The following is a 5,782-nucleotide window of genomic DNA, read 5'->3' as shown; positions in this document are numbered from 1 at the left end:
GCGGTCACGCATTGCCTTGTCTGCAGCCTTCAGCGCTTCGACAGCGACCACCGAGGTTGAAAGGAATGGCGAGGGCGACAGGTTGCGTCCAATTTCTTCCAGCACGATGCCGGCTTCGACATGGCCCATGCCAAGGCCGCCATCGGTCTCAGGTATCAAAATGCCGGTAAAGCCCATTTCGGAGAATTGCTTCCACAGATCGTGGCTGAAGCCATCCTTGCAATCCATGTCCCGATATTTACGCAGATGCGCGACAGGGGCTTCGGTTTTCATGAAGTCGCGTGCGCTATCGCGCAGCATCGACTGGTCTTCGTTATAGGTCATCGCCATTGGTCAGGCTCCCGGCATGTCGAGAATGCGTTTTGCGACGACGTTGAGCATGACTTCGCTCGTGCCGCCTTCGATCGAATTGGCTTTGGTGCGCAGCCAGTCGCGGGCGCGCTTGCCGCCATTCGAACGTTCGCTTTCCCATTCCAGATAGTCCGAACCACCCGCGGCCATCACCAGTTCGTGGCGCTTCTTGTTCAGTTCCGTACCGATATATTTCATCAAGTTCGAATAGGCCGGATGCGCGGTGCCCGTTTTCCATTCGTCCATGAAGCGTTCGCTGTGCGCGCGGAAGGCGAGGCTTTCGACGTCGAACATCGCCAGTTGCGCGCGCAATATGGGCTCATCGCCAAGCGCATCCTTGAAGCCGCCGCCAAGCGAGGCTGTGCCGCCATCGCCGCCCATGCCCGAAATCATCTCACGCTCATGGCCGAGCAGATATTTGGCGACATCCCAACCACGGTTGAGTTCGCCGACAATCTGATGCTTGGGCACAACAACATTGTCGAAGAAGGTTTCGCAGAAGGGCGAGTTACCCGAAATCAGCTTGATCGGCTTGGTGGTAACGCCCGGCGTCGTCATATCGAACAGCAGGAAGCTGATGCCCTGATATTTGTTTTCCTTGTCGGTGCGGACAAGGCAGAAGATCCAGTCGGCCTTGTCGGCATAGCTGGTCCAGATTTTCTGGCCGTTGACCACCCAATGATCACCCTTGTCTTCGCCAAAGGTCTGCAGCGAAACGAGATCCGAACCTGATCCCGGTTCTGAATAGCCCTGACACCAGCGGATTTCGCCGCGCGCGATCTGCGGCAGGTAATGGCGCTTCTGCTCTTCGGTGCCGAATTTGAGCAATGCGGGGCCAAGCATCCAGATGCCAAAGCTGTTGAGCGGCGAACGTGCGCCGGCGCGTGCCATTTCCTGACGGAAAATTTTGGTCTCGGCTGGCGACAGTCCTGCGCCGCCATAATCCTTTGGCCAATCGGGCACGGTAAGGCCTGCCGCTGCGCAGCGCTCCATCCATTGTTTTTGCGCTTCGCTTTGGAAAACGAAGTTACGACCGCCCCAGCAGGTGTCGTCGTCGCTTTTGATCGGGGTTTTCATTTCGGGCGGGCAGTTTGCCTCTATCCACGCCCTGATTTCCGTCCGGAATGCCTCCAGCTCGCTCATCGGGATTCTCCTAAAAAGTGCCGAATCACTATGTCTCTTTGTGCACTTTACGCAAGCGTCAACTTGTGAGGCGCGCTTTCCGTAACGGCATTTTTGCGCCCGTTGACCGCGCCTTTTTAAGCGGACAGGATAGCGGCGAGAGAGTCGGGATGAGGAGAGGAATATGAGATTCGCTGGGAAGACGGCTGTCGTCACCGGGGCTGCATCGGGCATTGGCAAGGCCACCTGCCTTCGGTTGGCTGAAGAAGGTGCGACCGTAATCGCTGCCGATATCGATGAAGAGGGCGGCAGCGAGCTCGCAGCAACCTCCAACGGAAAGATATTCTTCAAACACACCGACGTCTGTAATGTCGATGATATCAAGGCATTGATGGATTTCGCGGCCGAGAAGACCGGCGGCATCGATATCGTCTTCAACAACGCGGGCGCTGCGGGTGATCGCGCGCCAATTGACGAAATCGAACCCGAAGGCTGGGACAAGACGATGGACCTGCTGTTGCGCTCGGTCGCAATGGGGATCCGCTATGCCGTACCGCATATGAAGGGGCGCAAGGGTGCTTCGATTGTCAACACGGCCAGCATTGCCGCGCTCGGCGCGGGATATTCGCCGTCGGCTTATGCCGTCGCAAAAGTGGGCGTGCTGCACCTTTCAAAAATGGCGGCAGCGGAGCTCGCCAAATTTGATATCCGGGTCAACGCGATCTGCCCCGGCTTTATCAAAACCAACATTTTTGCGGCTGCGCTTGAGGTGCCATTGGAGCAACGTGATGCTGCCAATGCCGTAATCCATGAAGTAGCCAATATGGCGCAGCCGGTAAAAGGCGGAGGTAACCCGGAAGATATCGCATCGATGGTCGCGTATCTCGCCAGCGATGAAGCCCGCTTCATCACGGGCACCCATATGGTCGTCGACGGTGGCATTACCGTCGGCCCACGTCACAGCTGGGATGAAAATGCCCCCGCGATGTTCGACTCGGTTGAGAACTTCGTCGGCGCGGCTCAGGAATGACCATCACCTCGGACGGGCGCGTTCCAACGCGGATCAAATTCTTTCACGGTTTAGGCAGCTTAGCCTATGGCGTGAAAGAGAACGGGTTTTCGACCTTCCTGTTGCTGTTTTACAATCAGGTCATCGGGATGGACGCGCGTCTGGTTGGCGCGGCCTTGGCTATCGCCATGATCGTCGATGCATTTGCCGACCCAATCATCGGCCATATGAGCGATCGCACGTACACCCGTTGGGGCAGGCGTTTGCCGTGGCTCTATCTCGCCGCAGTACCGCTGGCCGCATCGTGGATGCTGCTCTGGCATCCACCGGGGCTCGAAGGGTGGCAGGCCTTTGGCTATCTCGTCGTCACAGCCATTTTGGTTCGAACGCTGGTTTCGGCGTGCGAGGTGCCCTCGGTCGCGATCCTGCCCGAATTGACACAGGATTATGACGAGCGAACCAGCCTGATGCGGCTGCGTTACCTGTTTGCGTGGGCTGGCGGATTGTTGATGCTCTTCCTCGCTTATGGCGTGTTCCTCGTTTCGGACAAAGAAGGCGAAGTCGGCCAACTACTTGCAGAAGGCTATTGGATGTATGGCATTACCGGTGCCTGCCTGATGGCGGTCACTGTTCTGCTATCTGCGATGGGGCAGCATAAACGCCTTGCGCAACTGCCTGCTTCGCAGCCTGATAAAACCACCGTGGGTCAGGCGATGCGGGAAATCTGGCATTCGGTGTCTCACCCGACTTATCTGGTGCTGATTTCTGCCGTCGCTTTTGCCGCAGTCAGCACGCAGGTCACTTATGTCCTGTCCAACTATCTTTACATCTTTGTATGGCGCTTTCCCGAACGTTGGTTCCAGGCTTATCCCTGGTTGCTGTTCGGCAGTGTCATCATCGCCTTCTTCCTTGTGGCCTTTTTCAACAAGAAATGGGGCAAGAAGGATTCAGCCTTCCGCTTCATCTTCATTAATGCGGGCTTCTGGATTACTCCATTCCTGCTGTTTCTCGGCGGATTCTGGCCTGAAACGGGCAGTAATCTCTCCACCGCGATGGTGTTCGCCTTCTTCTTCATCGCCAATTGTTCCGGGGTAATCATCCAGATTTCGGTCGCTTCGATGATTGCAGACGTCGTTGAGGTGACCGAGGAACATACCGGGCGCCGTTCGGAAGGTCTGCTCTACGCCGGCAATCTGTTCGTGCAGAAATGTGCGACCGGTGCGGGTATATTGATCGGCGGTTTCATTATCTCGATGGCAGGCCTGCCGGAGAAAGCCAATCCGGCCAACGTGCCTGCGCCAGTCATCGACAGCCTTGTGATTGCCTATATCAGCACGATCGTTGTGCTGGGGCTGGGCACCATCTGGCGCATCCGTAAATTCCCGATCACCCGTGCCGATCATGAGGAACGTGTGCGACGGCTCGCCGAAGGCGAAAAAACAGTTGAAGCAGGGGCCGGATAGGCCCAAGGAAATCAAGTTAACCGGACGATTAAAAAGAGGACGACTCGCATGGACTTTACCTTCACCGAACGCGAAACCTATTGGCGCGACCGTATCAAGAACCACATCGATACCTACCTCCGTCCGCGCGTTGCAGACTATAAAAAAGAGGATTCAACCGGCGATCGCTGGAAGGTTCTGCAAGTCGTTGAAGAAGAAAAGGCGCGCGCCAAGGCGGCCGGTCTCTGGAACCTGTTCATGCCGCCACAGGGTGCCAATCCGCATCTTGATACGACCGTCGAATTTGATGGCCCGCAATTGACCAATGTCGAATATGCGCTGTGTGCAGAAGAAATGGGTCGCGTCGGCTTTGCTTCCGAAGTGTTCAACTGCTCGGCACCCGACACCGGCAATATGGAAGTCTTCCATCGCTATGGCACCGCCGAGCAGAAGAAGAAGTGGCTGGTGCCGCTGATGAACGGCGAAATCCGTTCGGCCTTCCTGATGACCGAGCCTGCCGTGGCTTCGTCCGACGCCACCAATATCGAAACCCGCATGGTGCGCGACGGTGACGAATATGTCATCAACGGCACCAAATGGTGGTCGTCAGGTCTGGGCGATCCGCGCTGCAAGGTCGCGATCGTAATGGGCAAGACCGATACCGGCGCGCAAAAGCACCAGCAGCAGTCACAGATCATCGTTCCGATGGACGCCCCTGGCGTGAACATCCTGCGTCACTTGCCGGTCTTCGGTTATGACGATGCGCCGCACGGCCATATGGAAGTCGAACTGAAGGACGTTCGCGTTCCTGTAGATAACGTCATCCTCGGCGAAGGCCGTGGCTTTGAAATCGCGCAGGGTCGCCTCGGGCCGGGCCGTATCCATCACTGCATGCGCACCATCGGCGTTGCTGAAGAAGCGCTGGAAAAAATGTGCCGCCGCCTTACCAGCCGGGTCGCATTCGGCAAAACCATTGCTGAACACAGCGTCTGGCATGAGCGGATTGCCCGCGCACGCATCGATATCGAAATGACTCGCCTGCTCTGCCTGAAGGCTGCGCAGATGATGGATACGGTTGGCAACAAGGCGGCCGCCAACGAAATCGCGATGATCAAGGTTCAGGCACCGAACATGGCGCTCAAGATCATCGACGACGCCATCCAGGCGCACGGTGGTGGCGGCGTGTCAGAAGATTTCGGTCTCGCTTCGGCTTGGGCACATCAGCGTACGCTGCGTCTCGCTGACGGTCCGGATGAAGTCCACAACCGTGCGATCGCTCGCATGGAACTGGGCAAATATGGCGGCGTCCGTGGCGGTGTTGAACTGTCGAGCGGCAGCCTGGCGGTGACACGCTGATGAAAGCTGCTGTCCTTATCGAACCGGGCAAACCGCTCGAAATCGAAACCCTGCAAATCTCGAAGCCGGGTCCGCATGAAGTTTTGATCCGCAATGCGGCTTGCGGGCTTTGCCATTCGGATTTGCACTTCATCGAAGGCACCTATCCGCATCCGCTGCCCGCGGTGCCGGGCCACGAAGCGGCTGGTATCGTCGAGGCTGTGGGTTCCGAAGTGCGTACGGTGAAGGTCGGCGATGCCGTCATCACCTGTCTTTCGGCTTTCTGTGGGCATTGCGAATTTTGCGTCACCGGGCGCATGTCGCTGTGCCTTGGTGCGGAAACCCGTCGCAATCCGGATCAGCCGTCGCGACTTTCGCGCCCCGATGGTTCACCGGTCAACCAGATGCTCAATCTTTCGGCTTTTGCTGAAATGATGCTGATCCACGAACATGCCTGCACCCGCATCGACCCCGAAATGCCTTTGGATCGTGCAGCAGTTATCGGCTGCGCGGTGACGACAGG

At 57.3% G+C, this 5,782-nt stretch carries 6 protein-coding genes; 4 read left to right on the top strand and 2 right to left on the bottom strand.

The annotated features are described in order from the left end of the window. Positions 1-330 (bottom strand): acyl-CoA dehydrogenase family protein (locus Q0239_RS05285; protein ID WP_298599480.1); only part of this gene is annotated, 330 nt, incomplete at its 3' end. 3 nt (positions 331-333) lie between these two features. Next, positions 334-1,494: an acyl-CoA dehydrogenase family protein gene (locus Q0239_RS05280; RefSeq protein WP_115550098.1), complete on the bottom strand. Its 1,161-nt coding sequence runs from the start codon at positions 1,492-1,494 to the stop codon at positions 334-336. 163 nt (positions 1,495-1,657) lie between these two features. Between Q0239_RS05280 and Q0239_RS05275 the strand changes: the two genes are divergently transcribed. From Q0239_RS05275 to Q0239_RS05260, 4 genes are all read left to right on the top strand, one after another. Beyond that, a complete protein-coding gene (locus Q0239_RS05275; protein ID WP_298599475.1) occupies positions 1,658-2,503 on the top strand; it encodes an SDR family NAD(P)-dependent oxidoreductase in 846 nt (281 codons plus the stop codon). Continuing rightward, complete coding sequence (locus tag Q0239_RS05270; RefSeq protein WP_298599473.1) at positions 2,500-3,945, top strand: MFS transporter; 1,446 nt, start codon at positions 2,500-2,502, stop codon at positions 3,943-3,945. The genes Q0239_RS05275 and Q0239_RS05270 overlap by 4 nt, the downstream gene beginning before the upstream one ends. A gap of 48 nt (positions 3,946-3,993) precedes the next feature. Further along, positions 3,994-5,280 (top strand): acyl-CoA dehydrogenase family protein, encoded by a 1,287-nt coding sequence (locus Q0239_RS05265; RefSeq protein WP_298599470.1) that lies wholly within the window; start codon positions 3,994-3,996, stop codon positions 5,278-5,280. Continuing rightward, positions 5,280-5,782 (top strand): alcohol dehydrogenase catalytic domain-containing protein (locus tag Q0239_RS05260; RefSeq protein WP_298599467.1); only part of this gene is annotated, 503 nt, incomplete at its 3' end. The genes Q0239_RS05265 and Q0239_RS05260, both read left to right, overlap by 1 nt.

Origin of the sequence: uncultured Sphingorhabdus sp. (genome assembly GCF_937872355.1) — a bacterium.
In the GTDB taxonomy this organism is placed as follows: Bacteria; Pseudomonadota; Alphaproteobacteria; order Sphingomonadales; family Sphingomonadaceae; genus Sphingorhabdus_B.
This window is presented reverse-complemented; position numbering and strand designations above follow the sequence as displayed.